Annotated in this window: 19 protein-coding genes; 7 read left to right on the plus strand and 12 right to left on the minus strand. The window is 43.9% G+C overall.

The annotated features are described in order from the left end of the window. Nucleotide 1 precedes the first annotated feature (1 nt). The 7 genes from IEX80_RS15025 (at nt 2) to hemH (ending at nt 6,261) form a co-directional block, all read left to right on the plus strand. Nucleotides 2-625: a lysophospholipid acyltransferase family protein gene (locus tag IEX80_RS15025; protein WP_112652761.1), complete on the plus strand. Its 624-nt coding sequence runs from the start codon at nt 2-4 to the stop codon at nt 623-625. Between the two features lie 121 nt (nt 626-746). Further along, nucleotides 747-1,373 (plus strand): 1-acyl-sn-glycerol-3-phosphate acyltransferase, encoded by a 627-nt coding sequence (locus IEX80_RS15030; RefSeq protein WP_090528862.1) that lies wholly within the window; start codon nt 747-749, stop codon nt 1,371-1,373. A 3-nt stretch (nt 1,374-1,376) separates the two neighbouring features. After that, complete coding sequence (locus IEX80_RS15035) at nt 1,377-2,465, plus strand: glycosyltransferase family 2 protein (protein WP_188833359.1); 1,089 nt, start codon at nt 1,377-1,379, stop codon at nt 2,463-2,465. After that, on the plus strand, nt 2,444-3,121 hold the full coding sequence (locus tag IEX80_RS15040; RefSeq protein ID WP_188833360.1) for a carotenoid biosynthesis protein: 678 nt from the start codon (nt 2,444-2,446) through the stop codon (nt 3,119-3,121). The genes IEX80_RS15035 and IEX80_RS15040 overlap by 22 nt, the downstream gene beginning before the upstream one ends. Before the next feature lie 93 nt (nt 3,122-3,214). After that, a complete protein-coding gene (locus tag IEX80_RS15045; RefSeq protein WP_188833361.1) occupies nt 3,215-4,066 on the plus strand; it encodes a 4-hydroxy-3-methylbut-2-enyl diphosphate reductase in 852 nt (283 codons plus the stop codon). A 28-nt stretch (nt 4,067-4,094) separates the two neighbouring features. Continuing rightward, entirely contained in the window at nt 4,095-4,784 is a 690-nt protein-coding gene (locus IEX80_RS15050) for a fatty acid desaturase (protein ID WP_188833362.1), read from the plus strand. A 457-nt stretch (nt 4,785-5,241) separates the two neighbouring features. After that, nucleotides 5,242-6,261, plus strand: coding sequence for a ferrochelatase (gene hemH / locus IEX80_RS15055; protein ID WP_188833363.1), 1,020 nt, complete (start codon nt 5,242-5,244; stop codon nt 6,259-6,261). Nucleotides 6,262-6,396: 135 nt separating this feature from the next. On the opposite strand, the gene IEX80_RS15060 is transcribed toward hemH, so the two are convergent. The 12 genes from IEX80_RS15060 to IEX80_RS15115 all read right to left on the minus strand — a co-directional run bounded on the left by IEX80_RS15060 (nt 6,397) and on the right by IEX80_RS15115 (nt 22,655). Continuing rightward, nucleotides 6,397-6,588 (minus strand): cold-shock protein, encoded by a 192-nt coding sequence (locus tag IEX80_RS15060; RefSeq protein WP_090528875.1) that lies wholly within the window; start codon nt 6,586-6,588, stop codon nt 6,397-6,399. Between the two features lie 168 nt (nt 6,589-6,756). Next, nucleotides 6,757-8,694 carry an alpha-amylase family glycosyl hydrolase gene (locus IEX80_RS15065; RefSeq protein ID WP_188833364.1) on the minus strand — a complete coding sequence of 646 codons (1,938 nt, stop codon included), beginning with the start codon at nt 8,692-8,694 and terminating at the stop codon, nt 6,757-6,759. Between the two features lie 210 nt (nt 8,695-8,904). After that, a complete protein-coding gene (locus IEX80_RS15070; RefSeq protein ID WP_188833365.1) occupies nt 8,905-9,882 on the minus strand; it encodes a glycoside hydrolase family 43 protein in 978 nt (325 codons plus the stop codon). Nucleotides 9,883-10,159: 277 nt separating this feature from the next. Next, a complete protein-coding gene (locus tag IEX80_RS15075) occupies nt 10,160-11,164 on the minus strand; it encodes an arabinan endo-1,5-alpha-L-arabinosidase (protein WP_229701641.1) in 1,005 nt (334 codons plus the stop codon). 3 nt (nt 11,165-11,167) lie between these two features. Beyond that, nucleotides 11,168-13,135: an alpha-L-arabinofuranosidase family protein gene (locus IEX80_RS15080; protein ID WP_188833366.1), complete on the minus strand. Its 1,968-nt coding sequence runs from the start codon at nt 13,133-13,135 to the stop codon at nt 11,168-11,170. 7 nt (nt 13,136-13,142) lie between these two features. Further along, nucleotides 13,143-14,315, minus strand: coding sequence for an aldose epimerase family protein (locus IEX80_RS15085; RefSeq protein ID WP_229701642.1), 1,173 nt, complete (start codon nt 14,313-14,315; stop codon nt 13,143-13,145). A gap of 211 nt (nt 14,316-14,526) precedes the next feature. Continuing rightward, on the minus strand, nt 14,527-15,186 hold the full coding sequence (fsa, locus tag IEX80_RS15090) for a fructose-6-phosphate aldolase (RefSeq protein ID WP_090528887.1): 660 nt from the start codon (nt 15,184-15,186) through the stop codon (nt 14,527-14,529). Nucleotides 15,187-15,203: 17 nt separating this feature from the next. Next, on the minus strand, nt 15,204-16,904 hold the full coding sequence (locus tag IEX80_RS15095) for a sodium:solute symporter family transporter (RefSeq protein ID WP_090528891.1): 1,701 nt from the start codon (nt 16,902-16,904) through the stop codon (nt 15,204-15,206). 434 nt (nt 16,905-17,338) lie between these two features. Further along, nucleotides 17,339-18,829 carry an L-arabinose isomerase gene (gene araA / locus IEX80_RS15100; RefSeq protein ID WP_188833367.1) on the minus strand — a complete coding sequence of 497 codons (1,491 nt, stop codon included), beginning with the start codon at nt 18,827-18,829 and terminating at the stop codon, nt 17,339-17,341. Between the two features lie 46 nt (nt 18,830-18,875). Next, nucleotides 18,876-20,237, minus strand: a complete 1,362-nt coding sequence (locus IEX80_RS15105) for a glycoside hydrolase family 27 protein (RefSeq protein WP_176628000.1) — start codon at nt 20,235-20,237, stop codon at nt 18,876-18,878. A 5-nt stretch (nt 20,238-20,242) separates the two neighbouring features. Continuing rightward, entirely contained in the window at nt 20,243-20,941 is a 699-nt protein-coding gene (locus tag IEX80_RS15110; protein WP_176627999.1) for an L-ribulose-5-phosphate 4-epimerase, read from the minus strand. A gap of 7 nt (nt 20,942-20,948) precedes the next feature. Next, nucleotides 20,949-22,655, minus strand: a complete 1,707-nt coding sequence (locus IEX80_RS15115; protein WP_188833368.1) for a ribulokinase — start codon at nt 22,653-22,655, stop codon at nt 20,949-20,951. Between the last annotated feature and the right edge of the window lie 262 nt (nt 22,656-22,917).

Raw genomic sequence — 22,917 nt, forward strand, 5'->3', positions numbered from 1 at the left:
CATGGTACCTTCGCGTAAAAAGAAATTTTGGAGTAAACTATTCATCCGTTGCGTAAAATGGTGGATCGGTCGTAATTTTAAAGAGGTTAATGTACAGCCCTTTGAGCCACGCCCCGGCCATTCAATATTGCTTTTGACCAATCATTTTAGCTGGTGGGATGGTTTCATTGCTAACCGGACAGCTGTTTATGATCTTAAAAAGCAATTCTACATCATGATGCAGCAGGACCAGTTCGATCAGCATCGTTATTTTCGATACATTGGTGCTTACTCTATTCAAAAAGGGTCAAGGGCAATACTCGACTCGCTCAGTTACTCGGCCGGGATATTAAATGATCCTGATAACCTCATCGTGATATTTCCACAGGGCGAGCTCTATTCAAACCATGAAACGCATATCCGTGTTGAAACCGGTGTTTATAAACTGATGCGACAGATAAAAGGCCCCTGTCAGGTGGTTTATCATTGTACCCTGATCGATTACTTTGAAAGCCTGAAGCCCCGTGCCTATGTTCATTTGTTTGATTTAGGTGTTGCCGGCGAACTTAGTTTTGAGCAGTTGAAGGAGAACATTAATAACGCGCATCAGCAAGCGTTGAAGAACCAGATCAATATGGAGCACTAATTAATTGACACTAATTTCCTGAATTGTTTCGAATTGGTGCTAATTCCATTTGATAAGCCATCAGCAAATTTCGTGTAATTCGATAAAATTGTAGCCGACATGCAATACATTCGTGTAAAATATGATCCGCAATAAAGAAAACTTTTTCATGAACCGTATTGTCCATTATTATATTAAATGGATAGTTGGCAAAACGTTTCATGAACTATTGTTTAACGATATTGTGATTGATAAAAACAAATCGGTGCTGCTGATAGGCAACCATTTTAGTTTTTGGGATGGGTTGATATTATATTGCGTAAACGATAAATTGCTGAAGAAAAAGTTACATGTCATGATCCTGGAAGAGACTGCCCGTAACGAGCGCTTCCTGAAATATGTAGGTGCTTTTTCGGTAAAAAAAGATTCAAAAAGTATCATCCAATCACTTGACTATGCTGCCGGATTGCTTACCGATCCGGTAAATTTGGTTTTGATGTTTCCGCAGGGCAAACTGTATGCTAACTTTGTTACCGGCATACACTTTGAAAAGGGGGTTATGAGGATCATTGAAAAAGCAAACGGGAATTTCCAGCTCGTTTTTGCTTCAACTTTTATTCAATACTTTAAACATAAAAAGGCAACGGCAACCGTTTATTTAAAAAACGAACCAGAAAATTACACCGGTAAAAGCATAAGTAAATTACAAGAGGCTTACCAAAGGCATTATGAAGCCTCTAAAGCGCTGCAAACCGAATTTGATATATAAAAAGTGACCATAGCTATATTAATAACCCTCTTTTTTATCATACTCAGGTTTGCGGTAACGCTATTCAATTATATCTCCAACCCTAAGCTGCCCCATATAGGGCGGTATTATTCGGATAAAGTTTCTATCCTGATCCCTGCACGTAACGAGGCCGAAAACATATTAACCCTGTTAAATTCCATTCATCAGCAAGATTATAACAACTACGAGGTTATTATTTATGACGATGATTCAAGCGATGATACTTATCAGGTTTGTACTGAATTTGCCGCCGGTCACCCTCATTTCAGGGTGTTAAAGGGAGGTAAATTACCGGATGGCTGGATGGGAAAAAATTACGCCTGCCATCAAATGGCTAAACAGGCCGATGGTAAATACCTGCTGTTTTTGGATGCTGACGAACAAGTTAGTAACCGCCTTATCAACAGCGCGGTACACCGTATGCATTTGCACCAGCTGGGTTTACTAAGCCTGTTCAGCAATCAAACCATGCTTACCTTTGGCGAGAACCTGGTAGTACCTCTCATGCATTTCATATTGCTAAACCTGCTGCCTTTACGCCTGGTATATATATTAAAAAACGCCTCAGTAGCAGCCGCCAGCGGGCAGTTTATGTTGTTTGATGCTGCCATTTATCATAAACACCAATGGCACAAAGCGGTAAAAAACAAGGTGGTGGAAGACGTGGAGATCATGCGCCTCATAAAAGCAGAGCGTTATAATGGTGAGGCACTGCTGGCCAACGGCATGATCAGCTGCCGCATGTACCGGGGCTATGGCGAAGCTATAAACGGGTTCAGTAAAAATTTCCTGGCGGCGTTTAACTACAGCATCATTGGTTTTTTGGTGTACATTACCATCACTATTGCCGGTCCGCTGATTATCCTGACAACCCTGAACATGCCGCTGATACTTTTTACCGCAGGCCTTATTTTTCTTACGCGGATCATGATCTCCCTTTCGGCCGGTCAAAAAGCGGAGTATAACATCCTTTTACATCCTGCTCAAATGTTTAGCCTGCTGATTGTGGCTGTTTTATCCATCCAAAGGTATCTTACCAAAACCACGATGTGGAAAGGGCGAAAAATTTGAGACCCATAGCATCCGATAATTCTGTCCGGGCAAAAAACAAGATCTGTATCATAGTTATTTTCCTGTTTCATTTGGTAGGGTTGGCAGGCTTTATTATCCCCTCATTAACCGTATTATTTATAACCCTGGTACCATGGCATTTACTATTGATGCTTGGGATTATCGTTTATAGTTATGACAATTTTGACAGCAGGTTTCTGCTGTTTGCATTGACCGCCTTCGGCATCGGCTTCCTGGCCGAATATATCGGTGTACATACCGGTTGGCTCTTCGGGCATTATCAGTATGGCAGCACACTTGGCATCAAACTATTTGAAATCCCCCTGATGATCGGGGTAAATTGGTTCCTGCTGATCTATGCCGCGGGGGTTATCCTGCAGCGAAGCAGGCTTCAAAATACCTGGGTAAGGATATTTACGGGATCTATGGTCCTTACCTTGCTCGATGTACTGATTGAGCCCATTGCCATACATTTTGATTACTGGCACTGGCTGGATGCCGGCGTTCCGTTTAAAAACTATGTTTGCTGGTTTGCGCTGAGTGCATTGCTGCTTTTTATATTTGAGCAGTTTAAATTTAAGCGGCAAGCTATTGTTGGTCCGGCATTACTGATTGCACAATTTATATTTTTTGCTGTCTTGAATTTGATGTATTGAGCTAAGGGATCAACTATTTAGTGATATAATAATCATCAAAATCAACGCAATCATTACAATCAACGGTTATTTTTGCCGTAAATTAGCAGCACCATGGGAGATTATCAGTTAAAGGTTACTATTGACCAGGATTCGGGCTTTTGCTTTGGGGTGGTTTATGCCATTGATATGGCTGAGGAGATTTTAGAAGAAGATGGCTACCTGTACTGCCTTGGCGATATTGTGCATAATGACGAGGAAGTTGAACGCCTTAAAGCAAAAGGCCTGCGTATCATTGAACACGGCCAGCTTAAAGATCTCCGTAATGAAAAGGTGCTCATCCGTGCCCATGGTGAAGCTCCCGACACCTACCGTACGGCTTTAGAGAATAACATCACCCTTATTGATGCCTCATGTCCGGTAGTGCTTAAACTACAAAACCGCATCAAAACCTCATATGACTCGAACGAGAAGATCCTGATTTTTGGCAAGCACGGTCACGCAGAAGTGGTTGGCCTGCAGGGACAAACCAATGATGAAGCGATAGTTTTCCAGGATATTGCCGAGCTTGACAATGTAGAACTGCCGCACAACATTACGTTGTATAGCCAAACCACCAAGAGTATGGATAAATTCTACTCGGTTAAAGATGAGCTTATTTCACGCGGCTACGCCCTTAAGGCTAATGATACTATTTGCCGCCAGGTAAGTAACCGGGATAAAGACCTGCCCAAATTTGCAACGCGCTTTGATAAGATTGTTTTTGTATCGGGCAAGAAATCTTCAAACGGTAAGGTATTGTATGAAGTATGCCGCAAGCACAACCGCAATACTTACTTCATATCCTCAACCGACGAACTGGATAAAAACATGTTTGCGCCAAATGATACCATTGGTATTGCCGGTGCAACGTCAACCCCCATGTGGCTGATGCAGAAAGTAAAAGCCGCTATAGAAAGCTTTTAACAGCACGCTTTTTGCTGTAATAGGTAACATGCAAAAAAGTCCGTCAAATATTGGTTTATTTGTGGCCGCGCTGGTAATTGGCTGCTGGGCAACAAGCATTACATTGCTGATGCAATGGCATTTCAGCTTCGGCAATCCTCTTGTTTATGTACTGATGCTGGTGCAAATGCACCTTTATACCGGGCTGTTCATCACCGCACATGATGCTATGCATGGTACAGTTTCGCCTGATAAGGGCTTAAATAACTTTGTGGGTTACCTCAGCACGTTCCTATATGCCTCGTTCTGGTACCCGCAATTATACACCAAACACCACAGGCACCATAGCCACGTACATACCCATGAAGATCCGGATTATCATCAGGGCAGCTTTTTTGCATGGTATGTACAATTTATCCGCAATTACCTGTCCATATGGCAAATTGTGGTGATGGCTGTTGTATTTAATATCCTGAAGATCTGGATCCCACAGCCAAACCTCATTATGTTTTGGGTTGTACCATCATTGCTGAGCACATTACAGTTATTTTACTTCGGTACATATCAACCCCATAAAGGCGAACACAATAACCGGCACTTTGCCCGGAGCCAGCGCCGTAATCATTTGGCTGCATTTTTTAGCTGCTATTTTTTTGGCTATCATTATGAGCACCATGAATCGCCGGGTGTACCGTGGTGGAGGCTGTGGAAAGCTCCGTTGCCGAAAAACACAGATTAACCAATCCATAATCCGCTGCTCGTCATCGTATCCACTATTAAGCTCGGAAAAAATCGTAATGATGTATAAAATATATTTTAGGGATGTTGCGCAGGGCTGCGTTAGGGATTGCAGCGGAAAACCCACAGCCTTGTGCAGGCCTCAGTGCGTACAGGCAAGGCGAGGATTTGCAGCGTAAAGCCCGGGCCGCAGGCAACGCCGATATCATGAAATCCATTCAAAAAAGCCTTAATAATCAACACATTACAATCACATCATAATAAAAACACGAACAATCCTCTCAAACAGACAGGTAATCGTGCAAATCTCCCGGCAAAGCTGGGGATTGCTTCGTCCCCTATAATAACGGGAGTATACTGTGACAGGGAATAAATAAACCTTACACCTCATTTATTTGTAAATTGTGACCACCGTCATAACTTACGGGGCATTTTTTGCTATTTTTGCGCTTACAGTTATGGCTAAAAAAGGAATTTTACTGGTTAACCTGGGCACCCCGGATAGCCCCAGCACAGCAGATGTAAAGCGTTATTTGAATGAGTTTTTGATGGATCCGCGGGTTATTGATATCGGGGCCATTTCACGTACTCTTTTAGTTAAAGGCCTTATCGTTCCGTTCAGAGCACCTAAATCGGCCAAATTGTACCAGGCCATCTGGGACCCTAAAACCGGCTCACCACTATTACATTACAGTATTTTACAACAAAAAGCTTTGCAACAGCGCCTTGGCGATGACTATATGGTTGAGCTGGCTATGCGTTACCAAAACCCTTCTATCGAATCGGCTTTGGAGAAGTTGAAAGCAGCCCTTGTTGAAAGTATCCAGGTAATCCCTTTGTTTCCGCAGTATGCTTCGGCCAGTACCGGGTCTGTTTATGAAAAGGTGATGGACATTGTTGGCAAATGGCCAACATCGCCAAATATTACGTTCATCAACTCTTTCCATGATAATGAGCTGATGATTGAAACTTTTGCTGATAACGCTCAAAAATATAATCCTGAAACGTACGATCATGTTTTATTTAGCTTTCACGGACTGCCGCAAAGGCAACTGATTAAAGCCGATCATACTCATAATACCTGCCTTAAATCTGCAGGCTGCTGTGAAACGCTTACTGATGTCAACAGGTTTTGCTATTCGGCACAATCGCACCATACCGCGAAACTGATAGCTGAAAAAATGGGCATTCCGAAAGAGAAATATACCATCTGCTTTCAATCGCGCCTGGGCAACGACCCATGGGTGCAGCCTTACACCAGCGAAATTGTAGCCAAACTGGCCGGCGAAGGTAAAAAACGTCTCCTGGTATTTTGTCCCGCCTTTGTAGCCGACTGCCTTGAAACCGTATATGAAGTAACTACCGAATATGGTGACGAATTTAAAGCCCTCGGCGGTGAGCATGTGCAACTGGTTGAGAGTTTGAATGATGCACCTAAATTTATTGATGCCTTAGTGCAGATGGTAAAGCCTTTTTAGGAAAACTCCCCTGTTGAATATAATTATTGCCTAACGGAGCTGTTTTATAGCATACGTTAGGCTTTTTTTATTGTATAAAAAAAGCATCTGCCCATTGCTGAACAGATGCTGTACGATTTTTATATAATTGATAGTTTAACCTACTTTTACATTTACCGCATTTAAGCCTTTTTTGCCTTGCTCTACATCGTAGGTAACGCTATCGTTTTCACGGATAGTGTCGATCAGGCCTGATACGTGTACAAAAACTTCGGCACCACCATTAGTTGGCGTAATAAATCCGAAACCTTTGGTTTCATTAAAGAATTTTACTGTTCCTTGCATTATATTTTTATTTAATTACTACAAAGGTAACATTAATTATTAACAATCAATTAAAAATAAGGCCATTACACGTTTAAAGTTTTCGGAAGTGTAATTCCCTGTTGAAAACTACGTCGTAAAAACAGCATTTATCAACTCCCTGAAGCCTTAACACTTAGTGTTTTAACCTCGTTATTGCTGTAAAGGAACACTGCTGTAAACATGATATTCGCCGGGTTTCAGCGTCATGGAATATTGCAATGATGTTACACTTATACTGGTTTTGGTAATGTTATCGTACCAGATTCCGGTAGCCGGGAAGCTGATATTGCCGGTTTGCGGCACCACGTCAAAATTACCAACAACCTCAACATTCGCGCTGGCATCTTTTAACTGTATAGTTTTAATAGGGCCGGCAAGGTCATAAGTAGAATTGGTTGAGGCAAATACAGCGTTCTTTTCCTTCATCTTAATCATTTTAGCGTAAACACCATATAAATGCCTCCTGTTAGGATCGGTATTATAGTTCCAGTAGATGGGTTTATTGCTGGTACGGCCCCCCTGGTTAATACTTACATCATACCCAAGCTCCCCAAACTGCCATAGCATCTTAGGCCCCGGAACCGAGAACAGGAACGCGGCTGCCATTTCTTCGCGCGCCAAACCTGTGTTTTTATCTTTTACATTGTAGCTGCCAACCGCATTGCCATAACTTTCATTTTTAAACTGCAGGCGTTCCTCATCATGGCTTTCAAAATAGCCTACCAGGTTATACGGCTGCGTAAACGTATGCTGATCATAAAACAAACCCTGAAAATTGGAGTTGGTTAGCCAGCCCATAGTAGCTTCGTTGGCATTATAGTTCAGGTTGTTCCAAAGCATCATGCCTTCGCCGGCCAGTTCTTTTTCTTCCTGGTTAGCCGCAAAATGTTCCAGTATTACGTAGAAATTATTATTATCGATGCTTTTGATGTAGTTGTTATAATCTTTCCAAATGGCTACACGACTGGCATCATATTGGCTCCATGCGTTCACGGCTGCATCAGACGTGCCATAGTTAACCTGGGTAAAACCTTTTGAAAGGTCAAAGCGGAAACCATCTATCTTATACTCCGTCATCCAGAATTTGAGCACGTTTTTTACAAAATATTTGGTGTCGGCGCTTTCATGGTTAAACTGGTAACCGACATTGTAAGGATGCGTTGGATCCACATTATACCAGGGATTGTTGGCCGCAGGTTTACCTGCTGTTGTATTAAAATACATCTGTACCATTGGTGATTGGCCAAAGGAATGATTAAGCACCATATCCTGGATCACCGCTATACCCCGCGAGTGGCACTCATCAATAAAAGCTTTCAAGGCGTTTTTGGTACCGTAGTATTTATCAGGCGCAAAATAAAAAGACGGATTATACCCCCATGAAAGATTACCTTCAAACTCATTAAAAGGCATCAGTTCAATAGCATTAACTCCCAGGTTTGAGAGATACTTCAAAGTATCTGTAAGGGTTTGATAGTTATGGGCATCAATAAAATCTCGTAATAATAATTCATAAATAACCAGGTTCTTTTTATCGGGGCGGGTAAAGCTGGTGTTTTTCCAGCTATACGCAGGCTGATTGGCCTGAAAAACGCTTACATTACCGGTAGTTTTCCCGGTTGGATACTTTTTTAAGTTGGGATAGGTATCTGAAGAAATGTATGAATCGTTATCAGGGTCAAGCACCTTTTCGGTATATGGATCAGCTACCTTCAATGATTTATCAATATAAAACTGATAACCATATTCAGCAGCGGGATCGATGTTATCTATTTGTACCCACCAGCGTTTGCCATCGGGTGTGTTGTTCATCACGGCCTTGGTGTCATTTACATCCCAACCGTTAAAATCACCTATTACTGATACGGATTTTTTGCCCGGCGCATACAGGTTAAAAATTACCGATTTACCCGAATTGATAAAGGTAACCCCGTCTTTTGCACCCGCCGGCAACGCCTTTCCGGTGTTTATCACCGTATCACCGGGAACGTTCCCGGAATTACCCGGCAAAACTTCTTTCTTTTTGCATGAAGTAAAACCGGCCAATAAAAGTCCGGCAAGTAATAAGTAAACATTTTTAATGATCATATTTTGTTATAATTGGTTTCTTACCAAAGCAATCATAGCCAACTGGTTACAGGCCATATTGCTTCAGCAACGCAATATCAGTAAAATAATTGGTAAAATTACTTTTCATTAAATTATGTATTTATCAACCGGAATAATTCGCCCTTTGGACTATCATGTCAGGACAACCTTAAAGCCCTACCTACCCGGGGAAGGCTTGAGTGGGACTAATTATTTGGCTGGCTTAACCCCTTCGCTGGTCATTATCACCCGCTTTATGCTCCCATCTTTATTGTAATACAAATAATCAATGCAAACGGAACGGTGGAAACTGCCAGCGTCAGGCACTAACGCCCCGTTATGATATATAAAATACCATTTGCCTTTAAACTCAATAATAGCCTGGTGATTGGTATTAGAATTTCCAGCTATTTCGTTAATGATCCCCTTATATCCCCACGGGCCATTGATATTCCGGCTCATAGCATACGCTGTTTTTTCGGGAAACTCATAAGCATAAGATAAATAATACCAGCCGTTACGCTCGTGGATCCACGGCGCTTCGGTGTAATGCGGCAGGGTGATGGTTTTAATCTCGCCGTCAAGTTCGGTCATGTTGCTTTTTAGCTTAGCATAATAGCAAATGCCATTTCCCCAAAACAGGTAGGCCTGCCCGTCTTTATCAATAATAACTGTTGGGTCAATATCATCCCAGGAATGCTTAACGGCTTTGGTCATATCATTGGTAACCAAAGCACTGCCGCGCGCATCCTTAAACGGCCCCAACGGACTGTCAGATACCGCCACGCCAATAGCTTTGCCATGAATAGTGCCATGTTCAACAGCCACATACCAGTAAAACTTGCCGTTCCGTTCAATCACCTGCGAAGCCCATGCATCATCCTTAGCCCATTTAAACTCCTTAACATTCATAGGCGAAGGATGCTCTGTCCAGTTCACCATATCGGTTGTAGTGAAGCAGGTCCAGTCGTGCATAGTATAGCCGTTATGACCGGGAGCAGCTTCATCATGGCCGGTGTACAGGTATACCTTATCCTTATAAACCATAGCCGCCGGATCAGCAGTATATTTATGTCTAATGATGGGATTACCATCCGAATGGAAAGTGGTATCGCGGGTTGTGGCATTGGCGTATGTCAGGCTGCCAAATGCCAGGCCTAATGCGATCAGGTATTGTGATATTTTCATATTGTAATGTTAACAAATGCAGGTTCAAGCGTTTGAGCTTGAATAATATAAAATGTGAGCGTCAACGCTCACGTTATTAGTCATTTCTGGTACGTAAGCGTGGACGCTTACACGAAAATGGTTCAAGCGGAGACGCTTAAACCTGCCAAATAAAAACCATGTCATTGCGAGGAGGAACGACGAAGCAATCTCGTAACTATGCAGATCGGACACACATCAGCTACGAGATTGCCACGCTATCGCTCGCAATGACATAGATTTACTCAATCTACTTCACTCATTTCCTTATCACCGGCCATCCATCAACCCAATCCAATTTCTCAACCCTTAACTTCGAGATTCCCCTATCAGCTGCATCATAACCATGGAAGATGATGTAATCGACACCGTCAAAAGTACTTACGCCATTATGGCCCACGCCATACCAGTTAGTGTCACCTGCCAGCAGGATACTGCCGCCGCCCTTGTTCATGGCTATGCCTTCTTTATCCAGGTATGGCCCTTTCAGTGTTTTTGAACGCCCGATAATCATTTTGTAAGTGCTCTTCGGCCCTTTACAGCAATAATCTATCGAAGCAAATAGGTAGAAATATTTATCGTGCTTAAATATAAAGGGCGCTTCAATGGCGTTGCCGCCGGCATCAACCGGGTTACCATCAACAGCTGGGAGATTTTCTGACGCTGTTTTTCGACGTGTAGCAATGGTTGGGATGTTATTAGGGTCCTCTGCCACGCTCAACCTGTCTTTATTCAGTTTCACCAGTTTAAGACCATCCCAAAATGAGCCAAAAACCAAATATGGCGTGCCGTCTTTGTCCGTAATTAAATTGGGGTCGATGGCATTCCAATTGGTTTTGCCGGGGATAGACTGGATCACCTTACCATGGTCGACCCATTTATAGTTGGGATTATTAGTATGAAGCGTGGTATTGGTTGCTACCCCAATAGCCGAAGTATTTTTACCAAATGCCGATACCGAGTAAAAAAGGAAATATTGTCCGTTGTAAAAAGAAATATCCGGCGCCCAAATATGTCCCTTAAAACCAGCAATAGCGTCAAGAGCCCATTGCGGAGGTGTGGCAAATACTGGTTTCTCGGCTTTCCAGTGTATCCTATCTGCCGACGACCACATGGCAATGCCGTTGCCCGTACAAAAGATGTAATACGTACTATCCTGCCGGGTCATTACCGGATCGTGTACCGATATATCAGTCCTTAGTTCCTGGGCATTGCAGAAAATGCCCGGGAACAATAAGGATATGATCAGAAGGATCTTTTTCAACGATTATTTGTTTTTAAGCCTTACTACTTTGAATGAGTACGGCTCAACTGCCAGCTTTAAGGTATTGCCTGAAATGTCAATAGTGCTTTCAACAGGGCTAACTGCTGTGGGCGTGGCTAATGAATTTTCGGCATCCTTGTCATCGGCTTTTAGTGTAGTAACCGTGGCCTGTTTTTGATAACCTTTTGAGCCGGTAATCTTAAAGCTTACATTTTGTGCCGAAGTGCTGGTATTCACAAATTTGATCACCAGTTCATTGGTATTCTTATCTAAACTGGCAGTAGCATAGCTATCATTTTGGCCGGCTACGGCTTCATTGTTTAAGGTAAGCGGCACTACATCGGTACCTTTGTTAAGCGAAAACAGTTGCTGCACATAATAATTCGGCGTAGCATAACTTTTCAGGTTATCAAACCAGATTAGGTTCGGTGTCCATTGCCAGCCTTCTACGTGTGCGAAAAGAGGGGCGTATGAAGCCATGTTCACCACATCGGCATTACGCTCTAAACCGGTCATGAAAGCCGCTTCAGATAATGCGCACTCCCAATTATTTTTGTTATCGGGATTTACGGTTGATTTACTTTGCGCGGCATATTCGCCGGCGAAGATCTTAGGACCTTTGCGGTCATAGTTATCATAACGGCGGGCATTATCTCTGAACCATTTTGCAGGCGCATAATAATGCTCATCCAAAATATCGGCACCTAAACTGCGGAATGTTTTATTTAACAGGTCAAACTCTTTACCATCAGGCGATGGGCCTAAAGCCGATACGATCTTAATATCCGGGTATTTAGTTTTGATAGCTTTAGTGAAAATTTTCCATCGATCGATATATTGCGGGCCCCACTGTTCATTACCCACACCGATCATTTTTAAATTAAACGGTGCCGGGTGACCGAGATCGGTACGCAGCTTACCCCATTTGGTGCTGGCATCGCCATTGGCAAACTCAATCAGGTCGAGCGCGTCCTGTACGTAAGGATCAAGTTTATCCAAAGGCACCAGCTCACCGGTGTTGAATTCGCAGGCCATACCGCAATTCAGGATAGGCAGAGGCGAAGCGCCAATATCCTCGGCAGTCATGAAATACTCCATAAAGCCCAGACCGAAAGTTTGGTAATAATCAGGCGTTGGACGGTGTTTAAACTCGGTATTCCAACGGTTAATGATATTCTCACGTTTATCAACCGCGCCGATAGTTTTTTTCCACTGATAGCGGTTGCTCAACTCGCGGCCTTCAACAATACATCCACCGGGGAAACGTAAAAAGCCAGGCTTAAGATCAGCCAATCGCTGTACGAGGTCGGCACGCAGGCCACCCGGGCGGTTTTTCCAGGTGTGCTCGGGGAATAGGGAGATCATATCCAGGTCGATTACGCCCTTACCGCTCATCCAAACATACAACTGTGCTTTCTGCGTTGTAGCGTCCGATTTAAATTTCACGCTATAACGGTTCCATTCTTTATCAGTTGGTGTAAGCTCTGCCTTACCTATAATGGCATCATTGTCGCCGTGCAGTTCAATGTTCAGCTTTACGTTGGTATCGCCGTCTTGTTTTGCCATTACCGAAAAGCTGTATTCCTCGCCTTCCTTAACACCCATCCCGCGGAAACCCTCGTTAGAGAAACCATAGAAACCCGCATCACTTGTGATGTAGCTTTTTATAAAGTGCGCATTCTCCGGACGTTCAACAGCACGGTTGATCACTTCAGTGCGGCCATCACCTCCATCCTTTTTTTGCTCTTTCCATCCCATCAAAGGCATGTTAAACTCAAACGAACGGTTTTTTACCAACTCGGCATAAACACCGCCATCGGCAGCAAGGTTAATATCCTCAAAAAATATCCCATACATGGTAGGCTGAATGTGTGCCTTTACCTTATCAACCGCTATGGTATATTGTGTTTGCGCATGCAGCGCGGTAAAAGTACCGGCAGCACACAGCATTAAAAAAGCTCTTTTTAGCATCACTTATTTATTTGGAGAATTTGTAAATGGTGACCGTATGGTAAGTTTGACCAGGCTTTAACACGGTTGAAGCAAACGCCGGCTGATTTGGCGCATCAGGAAAATGCTGGGTTTCCAAACAAAACGCCGAACGGTAAGGATAAGCTTTGTCGCCTTTGCCATCTTTGGTTTCGCCGGTTAAAAAATTGCCTGAGTAAAATTGCAAGCCGGGCTCTTCGGTGAATACCTCCATAGTAATGCCGGTAACTGTACTCTTAACAGTAGCGATTGGGGTGCTAAGGTCATGCTTGTTCAACACAAAGTTATGATCATAACCTTTACCGTTTTTCAGTTGCTCATCGGCAATGCTAATGTCTTTACCAATGGTTTTTGAAGTGGTAAAATCAAATGGGGTACCTTTAACCGGCTGCAGCTTGCCTGTCGGGATCAACGTGGTATCTACCGGCAAAAATGCATCAGCATTTATTTGCAACACATTGTCGGTAATAGTTGGGTTACCAGCACCATTAAGGTTAAAGTATGCGTGATTGGTTAAATTAACGATGGTAGTTTTATCGGTAGTTGCTTTATATTCAATCTTAAGCGCGTTATCATCGCCCAGAGTATAAACCACAGTTGCAGTTAAATTGCCCGGATAACCGCCTTCGCCATCCTTTGAAACATAGGTAAGTTCCAGTTGTGATGCGCTCAGTTGTTTAGCCGCAAACACCTTTCCGTAAAAGCCGTTGAAACCGCCATGCAGGGTGTTTACGCCATCGTTAATATCCAACTGGTAAGCTTTGCCATCAAGGGTGAATTTACCTTTGGCAATACGGTTGCCATAACGACCTATAATGGCGCCGAAATACGGCTCCTTTGGTTTTTGATAGCTTTTCAACGAGTCGTAACCTAAAATAACATCGGTAGCTTTACCGTCTTTATCAGGTACCAGTAAGCTTACCAGCCTGCCACCATAATTGGTAACGGCCACTGTTGCGCCGCTGTTATTTTTCAGGGTAAAGAGTTTTACTTTCTTCCCCTGTACATCCGCCTCAAAATTGGCCGAATCGGGTATTGACTGGGTAGTTACCGAGGTCGAATCTTTCACGGTTGAATCAGTTGCTTTTGGATTACCGTTGCAAGCCGCAAAAAGCGCTGCCGAACAGCTTAACATCATTAATAAATTCTTGTTATTCTTCATAATTTGAGGTTGTTAGCTTGCTTTTTAAAGCATTTGCCGTTTAACTATTATAATTTCCGGAACAAATAAATTGGTTTAACTAATGGTTTGGGAATCAGTGAGACCAATGTATAAAAATTAATTTATAATTGTTAAAAAAACACTTAAAATATTTAATTTAAAAAAGCCCGCCTCGCGCGGGACTTTCTTATTCAAAAATCAAATATTTCAACTAAACACCTGCAGCCTTGGCATGGTCGGCCAGGAACTGCGCAAGTCCGTTATCTGTAAGCGGATGTTTTAGCAAAGCGGTAATAGCACTCAGCGGACCGGTTATCACATCGGCACCCAGCTTAGCGCAGTTAACGATGTGCATAGCATGGCGTACCGAAGCTGCCAGGATCTGTGTTTCATAACCGTAGTTATCGTAAATCAGCCTGATATCTTCAATCAGTTGTAAACCATCTGTTGAGATATCATCTAAACGACCAATAAACGGTGATACGTAAGTAGCACCAGCCTTAGCCGCCAAAAGGGCTTGACCTGCCGAAAACACCAGCGTACAATTGGTTTTAATTCCTTTTTGCTTAAAATACTTTAAAGCTTTTACGCCATCTTTTATCATGGGCAGCTTTACCACAATCCGCTCGTGAAGAGCTGCCAGCGCTTCGCCTTCGGCAACCATCTCGTCAAAAGTGGTCGATATTACTTCGGCGCTCACATCGCCATCGGTAATTTCGCAAATGGCTTTGTAGTGGTTAATGATATTTTCATGGCCGGTAATACCTTCTTTAGCCATCAAAGATGGGTTGGTGGTAACGCCGTCTAATACGCCCAGGTCGTGGGCTTCTTTAATTTGTGCCAGGTTGGCTGTGTCAATAAAAAACTTCATTTTATAAATTATTGTACTTACCAGAATTTAGCATAAAGCATGGTAAGCAGGATAAGTGTAACTACAATTAATGCCATGGTTGATTTCTCAACCTTGAACATACTACGCGGAATTTCAAATGCTTTCGGATTAACTTTCGGTCCGGCAAGGCTTATGGCCACCATCACAATAATGGTAAACATGAAAGATAGCCCCATACAAATCAGGAACGGAATCTCATAGCCGCCTTTTCCATTAGGGAAAGCTGTATAAAGCAGGGTTTCGTTACCAAACAATTTTGGTGCATAGTTATTGAACAATACCGACATGCCAAAGCCTGTCAAAATACCTGCAATAGCGGCTGCGCCTGTGGTACGTTTCCAGAAGAAACCTAAAATAAAAATGGCGAAGATCCCCGGGCTGATAAAGCCGGTGTATTTCTGGATAAAGGTGAAGCCGCCTTCGCCGCCTATGCCTAAAAGATCTTTCCAGGTAAGCATGATAGAGAACACTAATGCAGCCAAAATAGTAAGCCTGCCTACATTAACCATACTTTTTTCACTGGCCTCTTTACTGATGTGTTTTTTGTAAATATCAAGCGTAAAAATAGTACTGATACTGTTAGCCTTACCCGCAAGCGAAGCCACAATAGCAGCCGTCAAAGCCGCAACAGAAAGACCTTTCAAACCGGTTGGCAAAAAGCCCAATATAGCCGAGTAAGCATTATCCGAATTAAAGTGACCACCCGATGCCATTTCTTGTTGCAAGCCACCGTTTTTGTACAATACGTAAGCAGCAATACCCGGTAATACCACTATAACAGGCATAGCCAGTTTCATTAAACCTGCAAAAAGGATCCCTGTACGGGCAGTTTTCAGGTTAGCACCCAAAGCCCTTTGTGTGATGTATTGGTTACAGCCCCAGTAGTTCAGGTTCACTATCCACTGACCGGCAAAATACATAGCAATACCAGGCAGCGCAAGGTATTTGTTGATCTCTGCCTGCGGAGCGCCCGGTTTAGGTTTAGCCATCATCATTTTAAAGTGATCTGGTGCATCGCTCATCATTTTATTTAGACCCGCCATGGCGTCTTTGCCCAAACCAAAATGCTCGCTAACCAAAGTAAGCGCTATATAAGTGGTAGCCAAACCGCCAACAACCAGCACCAATACCTGTATAACATCGGTAAAACCGATCACCTTCATACCGCCAAGGGTAATGAACAAGGCAAAAATAGACAGCGCGATAATGATCTCGTGCAGGTATCCGCCACCCATTAAGTTGTTAATGGCCAATGCACCCAGGTAAAGTATAGAAGTTAGGTTAACTAACACATACAACAATAGCCAGAAAATGGCCATGATAAAACTTACCGTTTCATTATACCGCGTATGCAGAAATTGCGGCATGGTGAAAATCTTATTTTTGAGGTATACCGGTATAAACCATACAGCCACAATGATCAGCGCTATGGCAGCAACCCATTCGTAAGCTGCAACGGCCAAACCCACGGCAAAACCCTGTCCGCTGGTGCCTATAAATTGCTCGGCAGATATATTCGACGCGATTAGCGAAGCACCAATGGCCCACCATGTAAGCGACCCCTCGGCCAGGAAAAAGTCGTGACTATCAGATACGCCTTTGATCTTTTTACGGCTGTATACCCAGTACCCGTAGCTCGTAACTACAATAAAATAGATTACGAAGATCACGTAATCGATAGTGGAAAATTTGTTCATTATTTGGTTTAAATTAGTTGCCCCTCCCAACCCTCCCCTTAAGGGTGAGGGCTTTTTAAAGCATTGGTTAAGTTTATACTCTTCTCATTTTTTTTGAACCTGAATTTGCCGAATTAAAGGATTAACAGAATGCTAATCTAATTCGACAAATTCTTTAATTCCAAGAATTCGAGTTCAGACTACTCCGAAATCCCACATCCGAAATCTCAAATTCACATGGCGTTGCCTGCGGCCGGGCTATCCGCTCATACTGCACAGGCCTTAGCCACGTGGCCGGTATCCGCTTCTATCCCTAACGCGAAACAGCGCAGAACTTAAGACTTACGAAGTTTTAAAAACTTCGTAAGTCTTTAAAAAAAACGCCGCCGCTCGGCGACCATCTTATATTTTTTTTCAAGTCTCCCCTTCTGGGGGAGATTTAGAGGGGGCTGGGGCTATTTATACGCCGCGTCATTCCACCTGATCTCGTTCCTGAACTGATCAAGCTTGGTGTCTTTGCCTATACGCAAAAACTCAATACCAGCCATATCAGCGAAATCATTGATCAGCTCGGCCGACAGATTTTGGCTGTAGGCTGTGTGGTGTGCACCACCGGCGTAGATCCAGGCCGCGCAACCGGTTTTCATATCGGGCAGTGGCTTCCAAAGCACCCTTGCAACTGGCAATTTCGGCAGGTCTTCAACAGGCTCAATGGCTTCAACCTCGTTAACAATTAAACGGAAACGGTTACCCATATCCACGATAGAAGCGTTCAACGCAGCACCGCCAGCCACGTTAAATACCAAACGTGCCGGATCGGCCTTACCGCCAATGCCTAAAGCATGTACTTCTAACGCTGCTTTGCCATTAGCTAAGCTGCTGTCAACCTCAAGCATGTGTGAGCCTAAAACCAAGGCATTGTTCGGATCAAAGTGGTAAGTATAATCTTCCATGAAAGCGTTACCGCCTGGTAAACCAGCACCCATTACTTTGAATGCACGTACCAGGGCAGCAGTTTTCCAGTCGCCTTCACCAGCAAAACCGTAACCATCGGCCATTAAGCGCTGCGAAGCAATACCCGGTAACTGGATCATGCCGTGCAGGTCTTCAAACGTATCGCTGAAACCTTTGAAGCCGCCATCTTGTAAAAATTTACGTAAGCCAAGTTCAATTTTAGCAGCGTCATAAACCGACTGATACCTCGCACCGCCTTGCTTAAGGTCATCGGCCATAGTGTAAGTAGCCTCGTACTCATCTGTAAGGGCTTTAACCTCAGCATCGCTGATGCTGTCAACAACGGCAACCAGATCGCCGATACCATAAGTATTTACCGCGAACCCAAATTTCAATTCGGCCTCAACTTTATCACCATCGGTAACAGCTACAAAGCGCATGTTATCGCCAAAGCGAACAAATTTAGCGCCTTGCCAGTCGTACCAGCCTGCTGCCGCACGGCTCCAGCTTTCAATGTCTTTCAATACTTCGCTATCCTGCCAGTGGCCAACAACTACTTTACGGTTCAAGCGCATACGTGATACCATGAAACCGAATTCCCTGTCGCCGTGGGCGCTTTGGTTCAGGTTCATGAAATCCATATCAATTGAACTCCATGGAATATCGCGGTTATATTGGGTATGCAGGTGCAGCATCGGTTTTTTAAGGATGCTTAACCCACGAATCCACATTTTAGCAGGCGAAAAAGTATGCATCCAGGCAATAACACCGATACAGTTTTCAGCAACGTTAGCCTGCTGTAAAGTGTTATAGATTTCTTCGGTTGATTTAACAACTGGTTTGTACACTACCCGCACAGGAATATTGGCAGCGCCATCAATACCTTTAGCAATTTCCTGCGAGTGCTCGGCAACTTTTTTCAGTGTTTCTTCTCCGTATAAATTCTGGCTCCCGGTTATGAACCATACTTCAAATGTTTTCAGATCGATCATTATAATTAATTATTGATTTAGCGAATGAGTGATTTAGTGAATTGGTTTAGTTTTTTGGCGACAGCCTGAATAATGCTGCGCCGTGTTTGTTTATTTTTTGCTGATAGCTTGTTTTGTACTGGCCAACATCCTGTTTTTTCCACAGGTCGCGTACAGTTACCTTGCCTTTCAGGCCCAGGTCTTTGAAGTTCAGGGATACGGATTTATCATCATCGCCGATATTGAAAAAGGCGGCATAAATATCCTTGCTGCCGGGGATCTGCGAATACCAGATCATGGCGCCACCTTTTTTGTATAACTGCTTGGGATTCGATCCTTTTTGGTTTACCGCAATTACCTCATCATTGGTAAAAAGCTTCAACTCAAAATCGCGGTTCTCGGGCAGGTTGCCTCCTATCATCAGTGGTGAACGGAAGATACTCCAAAACGTCATATGGGTATATTCCTCATCTTCAGTAAAACGGCTAAAGCGCTCCTGGCCTACAGGTCCACGTTTACTCAGCTTGCCAATCTGGATCATGTCGCAATCGGGCCAGTGACCGGGGCCGCTTACGCCTTCCCAGCTTTTAGCATAATCAAACATGTGCAGGATCTCTTTCCAGTTATCCCAAAAATCATCAGCCATGCGCCACATATTGGCATATTTGGTAGCATGAGCCGCTTGCGCAACCGGGGTTTCACCGGGCGATAAGCTTAATACAACAGGCCTGCCGCATTGCTGAATGGCTTTCTGATAACCTTCAACCTCGGCATTACTATATGGGCGTGAAAGGTCATCTACCTTAATAAAATCAACTCCCCACGAAGCATAAAGCTCCAGCAGCGAGTTCAGGTATTCCTGCGCGCCGGGCTTTTTCATATCCAGCCCGTACATGTGGTTCATCCATGGGCATTTTGAGTTGGTGTCAGCCACCATATCGGCAGTAATGCCATTGGTACCTTTAACCGGCGATTTTGACCAAACAGCTTGTCTCGGGATGCCGCGCATAACGTGGATCCCAAATTTTAAGCCTTTGCTGTGAATATAATCGCCCAGCGGTTTAAAACCGTTACCGCCAAACGCTGATGGAAATTTAGTGGGTTGCGGAGTTAACCTTCCCCATTTATCCATAGTTAACCATGGAACATATGAACCATCCTGTAAACGCAATTGGAAGGGGTTGCCGATATTGCTGCCCGGCGGGTTATCGTACGACCATAAAAAGTCGACTACTACATACTCCCAGCCATGTCGTTTCAGATGCTCTGCCATGTAATCGGCATTGGCCTTAACTTCATCTTCATGTACTGCCGAACCAAAACAGTTATAACTGTTCCAGCCCATAGGCGGTGTAGCTGCCACCTGTGCCGATAAACGGGTGCAGGCAAAAAAACAAAGCAGCAGGAAAAACAGGTTTATTTTTTTCATCAGGCTTATTGTCCGTAATATGAATCGGGTCCGTGTTTACGTTCGTAATGCTTTTTAATTAGTGCATCTTTTAAGCGGGGGGCGCTTTTATCAATTTGCTCGGTAAGGTAAGCCATCTGGGCTACAGCTTCCAGTACGGCGCTGTTATACACCGCTTTTTCGGCGGTTTTACCCCAGGTAAACGGCGCGTGGTTACCAACCAACACCATTTCAACCTCTTTATAATCCAGGCCTTTTTCCTCAAAACATTCCATGATCTGGAAACCGGTTTGATACTCGTAGTTACCTTTAATCATTTCGTCATTCATGGGTGGGGCGCAAGGGATATCAACCGTTAAATGATCGGCATGGGTAGTACCGAAGATCGGGATATCACGTTGCGACTGTGCCCAGGCTGTTCCGTAGGTGGAGTGTGTATGCACAATACCATTGATGCCTTCCCAGTGTTTATAAAGTACGGCATGTGTTTTGGTATCGCTTGATGGGCGCAGATCGCCTTCGATGGTGTTGCCATCAAAATCAACGATTACCATTTTTTCCGGTGACAAGTCTTCATAAGGCACGCCGCTTGGTTTTATCGCAAATACACCTAATTCCCTGTCGGCGGCGCTTACGTTACCAAAAGTGAACAGCACCAGGCCCAGTTTGGGCAGCTGCATATTGGCATTATAGGCACTAAGCCTTATATGATCATATTTACTCATGTCTTTATTAAGCGTTTTGCAGTTCAGGATTATTTTTCAAAGCAACTTCGGCAGCTACAAACTTGCCCAATATGCTGTATTGGTTATAGCGTTGCTGATAAACTTCCTTCAACGCGATGTTTGGTTCATAAACCACGTCAAAGCCGCGGCCCATGGCTGTCATAGCCTCTTCGATAGTTGGGTAGATACCGGCAACCACCGCAGCAAACATCGCAGCGCCCAAAGCACAGGTATGTTTAAACTGGTGAATGCGGATAGGCATTCCCAAAACATCAGCCATCATTTGCATCACGAAAGGTGATTTTTTTGCTACGCCGCCGATACCGATGATCCCTTTAACCGGGATACCCTCGCTGATAAAGCGGTCAACAATGCTCTTGGCACCAAAGCAGGTGGCCTCGGCCAGCGCACGGAATACCCGTGGTGCATCGCTGCCTAAACCCAAACCGGTAATAGCTCCTTTTAATTCCTGGTTGGCATCCGGTGTACGCCTGCCGTTAAACCAATCAATAGCCAGCTCATTGCTTTCTTCGATGGGTAACAATGCTGCCTGCCTGCTCAATTCAGGGATGATCATTTCTGAAATTTCTTCCTTCAACGCTTCGGCAGTGGCCGCGTCAATTACCTGCGATTGTGAAAGCAGGTTATTTAATGGCCAGGCCAGGATGTTTTTGAACCAGGCATAAGTATCACCAAAAGCCGATTGACCAGCCTCTAAACCTGCCATTCCCGGAATAACCGAGCCATTCACCTGTCCGCAGATACCGCGTACCAGTTTGCCTTCCATCTCTGATGTTGGGGCAACCAGGATATCGCAGGTTGATGTGCCCATCACCTTGCTCAGGTGGTAAGGCTCAATCTGGCCGCCAACAGCACCCATGTGCGCGTCAAAAGCGCCGGTACCAACAATCACATCGGTTGAGAGTCCCAATATCTCCGCCCACTCCGCGCTGAGGTTTCCGGCTGCTTCATCGGCCGTGTATGTATCTTCATATAATTTATCCCTGAAACCAGCCAGCACCGGATCAAGGGAAACAAAAAATTCTTCGGGGGGCAGGCCATTAAATTCTTCGGCCCAAAGGGCTTTATGCCCTGCAGAGCAACGGCCACGTTTAATAGCTTTAACATCATTACCGCCGGTTAATAGAAAAGGGATCCAGTCGCAATGCTCTACCCATGAGGCAGCGGCATCACGTACACTTTTATCAACCCTTAGCACATGCAGCAGCTTAGCCCAAAACCACTCCGATGAGTAGATACCGCCAACATATTTCAAATAATTGGTATCAAATTTTGCAGCATGTTCATTGATCTGCGCTGCTTCTTTAACCGAAGTATGATCTTTCCACAATACAAACATGGCATTGGGGTTAGTTTCAAAACCGGGGGTTAAGGCAAGCGGAGTACCGGCAGCATCAACCGCAACGGGGGTTGAGCCGGTGGTATCAACAGAAATGCCTTTTATATTTTTTGCGATGGCTTCACCGCCGGCCTGTGCAATACAATCTTTAATAGTGGCTTTAAGTCCGTCGATATAATCCTGCGGATGCTGGCGGAACTGGTTTTCGGCAGGTACACAATACTTGCCATCGCGCCAACGGGGGTAATTAAATACTGATGATGCTATTTCTTCTCCGTTGGCCGCGTTTACTATCACGGAGCGCACGGAGTCAGACCCGTAATCAACCCCGATCACTAATTGGTTATTGCTCATATAAAGATTTATAATTATTGTCGAAATAACACTTAATTTTTGACAAAGAAAAATTTTATTTAAAATTTTATTCAGATAAAATGCATTATTTACTTAAAGGAACCTTTTGGCCTGTAAAAAAGTCATTACATAGTTCAAGTACCTGTCGAAAAAATCGCCGGTACGTCTATTCAGCCCGGCAATAATTAGTGTTCTTTTAACAATATAAAATAAGCTTTACAAAACGGATTGGCTGTTTTGGGGTGGTAAAACGTTTAATTTA

It is taken from the genome of Mucilaginibacter rubeus (assembly GCF_014643835.1).
Lineage (GTDB): Bacteria > Bacteroidota > Bacteroidia > Sphingobacteriales > Sphingobacteriaceae > Mucilaginibacter > Mucilaginibacter rubeus.

Coding starts and splice junctions, on each gene's coding strand:
- IEX80_RS15105 (WP_176628000.1), bottom strand. CDS start 20,237: ATGAAAAAAATAAACCTGTTTTTCCTGCTGCTTTGTTTTTTTGCCTGC.
- fsa (WP_090528887.1), bottom strand. CDS start 15,186: ATGAAGTTTTTTATTGACACAGCCAACCTGGCACAAATTAAAGAAGCC.
- IEX80_RS15070 (WP_188833365.1), bottom strand. CDS start 9,882: ATGAAAATATCACAATACCTGATCGCATTAGGCCTGGCATTTGGCAGC.
- hemH (WP_188833363.1), top strand. CDS start 5,242: ATGGCTAAAAAAGGAATTTTACTGGTTAACCTGGGCACCCCGGATAGC.
- IEX80_RS15085 (WP_229701642.1), bottom strand. CDS start 14,315: ATGAAGAATAACAAGAATTTATTAATGATGTTAAGCTGTTCGGCAGCG.
- araA (WP_188833367.1), bottom strand. CDS start 18,829: ATGATCGATCTGAAAACATTTGAAGTATGGTTCATAACCGGGAGCCAG.
- IEX80_RS15045 (WP_188833361.1), top strand. CDS start 3,215: ATGGGAGATTATCAGTTAAAGGTTACTATTGACCAGGATTCGGGCTTT.
- IEX80_RS15065 (WP_188833364.1), bottom strand. CDS start 8,694: ATGATCATTAAAAATGTTTACTTATTACTTGCCGGACTTTTATTGGCC.
- IEX80_RS15115 (WP_188833368.1), bottom strand. CDS start 22,655: ATGAGCAATAACCAATTAGTGATCGGGGTTGATTACGGGTCTGACTCC.
- IEX80_RS15095 (WP_090528891.1), bottom strand. CDS start 16,904: ATGAACAAATTTTCCACTATCGATTACGTGATCTTCGTAATCTATTTT.
- IEX80_RS15110 (WP_176627999.1), bottom strand. CDS start 20,941: ATGAGTAAATATGATCATATAAGGCTTAGTGCCTATAATGCCAATATG.
- IEX80_RS15030 (WP_090528862.1), top strand. CDS start 747: ATGATCCGCAATAAAGAAAACTTTTTCATGAACCGTATTGTCCATTAT.
- IEX80_RS15025 (WP_112652761.1), top strand. CDS start 2: ATGGTACCTTCGCGTAAAAAGAAATTTTGGAGTAAACTATTCATCCGT.
- IEX80_RS15050 (WP_188833362.1), top strand. CDS start 4,095: ATGCAAAAAAGTCCGTCAAATATTGGTTTATTTGTGGCCGCGCTGGTA.
- IEX80_RS15080 (WP_188833366.1), bottom strand. CDS start 13,135: ATGCTAAAAAGAGCTTTTTTAATGCTGTGTGCTGCCGGTACTTTTACC.